The sequence below is a fragment of the Cognatiyoonia sediminum genome, assembly GCF_900129845.1.
Classification (GTDB): Bacteria; Pseudomonadota; Alphaproteobacteria; order Rhodobacterales; family Rhodobacteraceae; genus Cognatiyoonia; species Cognatiyoonia sediminum.
Genome location: NZ_FQXB01000012.1, coordinates 1 through 1,823 on the forward strand (window position 1 = coordinate 1; position 1,823 = coordinate 1,823).

Below are 1,823 nucleotides of genomic sequence, written 5' to 3' on the forward strand. Positions count from 1 at the left end.
CCGTGCTTAATTCGTCCGTTTGCTCAATGAGTGTGGATTGCAATGCCGACTTGGGTAGCTACTAAACGACGTTCGCCGTCACTTACAGTTTTGCATCGCAAATTATAGAGCCGTAAAAGTCTTGGAGAGAGCCAATAATATTTATTGCAGGCAAGTTAATCTTGATAAGTTTATTTGTAGGATACTCAGAATACTCAATTGACCTGAATATTTTTGCGGGTCTTCAGAATACTGCACGGCGGCGAAAGTCGGGAGTGAGCGCAAATCGACCGGTGCTGAGCCCTGTTCTACTGGCCGTAAAGCTCTGAAGGACCCTATGATTGGTCAGATAGATCTCACAAAGACACGAGAACAATGTTTGGGCGCTCTAAAATTTTGTTCTTGATCTTCATTCAACCATTAAAATGAAGGTCGACCCGTGCTCGATGTAAAAGTTTTCGAGCGCGGGTCCGACGTGTTTTCTAGGCTTGTTGTTTTCTCTGACGGCGAGACACAAAACCAAATCCAGCAAGAACCGTTCCCATCAACACAAACCCTGCTGGGAGAGGTACTGGCGCCAGCTGCTCAGCCGCTAGCTCTGCTTTTTGTGCAATGAACCCATGAGTTGTGTCAGTAGGGTGGAACGGATCATAGTAGAAAAACCCGTTTGCATTGGCCAAATCACAGCCGTTTACAAAAGTCTGCCCGTCGAAGCATGCATCCTCATCATTGGTGTAGTCAATGGTACCTTTAGCCTCTAGTGCAAGGGTCGGGACGTCGAGAAATGCCAAGTCGATTAGCTCGTTCAAGGTTACGCCTTGCGCGACTTCCGCCTCTCCAATTCCAACCAGAGCACGGTTGAACTCTGTAGTGAGAAAACTTGCAAATGCGGCACCCTCAACACCACTAGCTTTGGCTAGCGGGGTGTCGCCAATGTCTGGCGACGTAAACACCAACGCTTGATCAAAACCAGTAGTTGCCAGTGCAGCTAGGCCGGTTGCCAATGCCGTAACACCCTCAGTGAGTCGATTTACGGCGTTTGAGGGGTCTCCAAACAAAGCATTGGCAATATCATTTCCACCTAACCACACTATGGCAAGTGCGCTATCGCCCAAGGTTTGATTGGTTCCCATGAAGGTCTCGATTTGCTCCATGAAGTCGCCACCGCCATCTGTTTTCGCAGTCGCACCAGAAACCGCAAAATTATTGGTGGATGGATCATCGTAGCCTAATTTTACCGCCCAAGTATCGCCGTTTGTGACTTGGTCGTTAGGATAGATAAAGCTTGTTGGTGGTCCAAAATTATTGACGGGGTCGCTCAGACTGTCCCCAAATATGACAACATCACTAAATCCATATTGCTCTAGCGTAGAAGCACTTACTGTTGCTGCTGAAATCCCGCTTGCTACGCTCAAAGTCGCGATTAAACCAAGTTTCTTGAGTTTCATTATAACCCCCCATTTGTTACTTTTGTAATATTAGTTCGCATGCGGCAAGATTTCTCGCTTAACCTTGCGTAAACGAGAATAAGAACAACATTGGTTCAACTGAAAATAGAATCAATCTGAGGAAAGATAATTGGTGTTGATCCTCATTCTTTGATTGGCCTCGGAACTGACAAAGAGAAAACTCTTTCTGAAAACAGGAATGCCCAATCCTCGGCTGAACACTCCGCTAGTCGACACTCGTCGAGTTTTCGAATGTAGATTGAGCCCTTCTGGTAAGCCGGTTTTTTTGAGGGGGTACTGGTGTCTGACGTCAGCGCTAATGGGACAGTTTAGGGTGATTTGATAAGAGAGGGTTTCTGGCACATCGCAACCACCAAGGAGTGGAGATGAGACAGA

1 protein-coding gene is annotated in these 1,823 nt (G+C 46.9%); it reads right to left on the bottom strand.

The genetic code is table 11. The annotated features are described in order from the left end of the window. Positions 1 to 461: 461 nt before the first annotated feature. Positions 462 to 1,427, bottom strand: a complete 966-nt coding sequence (locus BUA85_RS16430) for an SGNH/GDSL hydrolase family protein (RefSeq protein WP_072903049.1) — start codon at positions 1,425 to 1,427, stop codon at positions 462 to 464. Positions 1,428 to 1,823: the final 396 nt, after the last annotated feature.

Coding starts and splice junctions, on each gene's coding strand:
- BUA85_RS16430 (WP_072903049.1), bottom strand. CDS start 1,427: ATGAAACTCAAGAAACTTGGTTTAATCGCGACTTTGAGCGTAGCAAGC.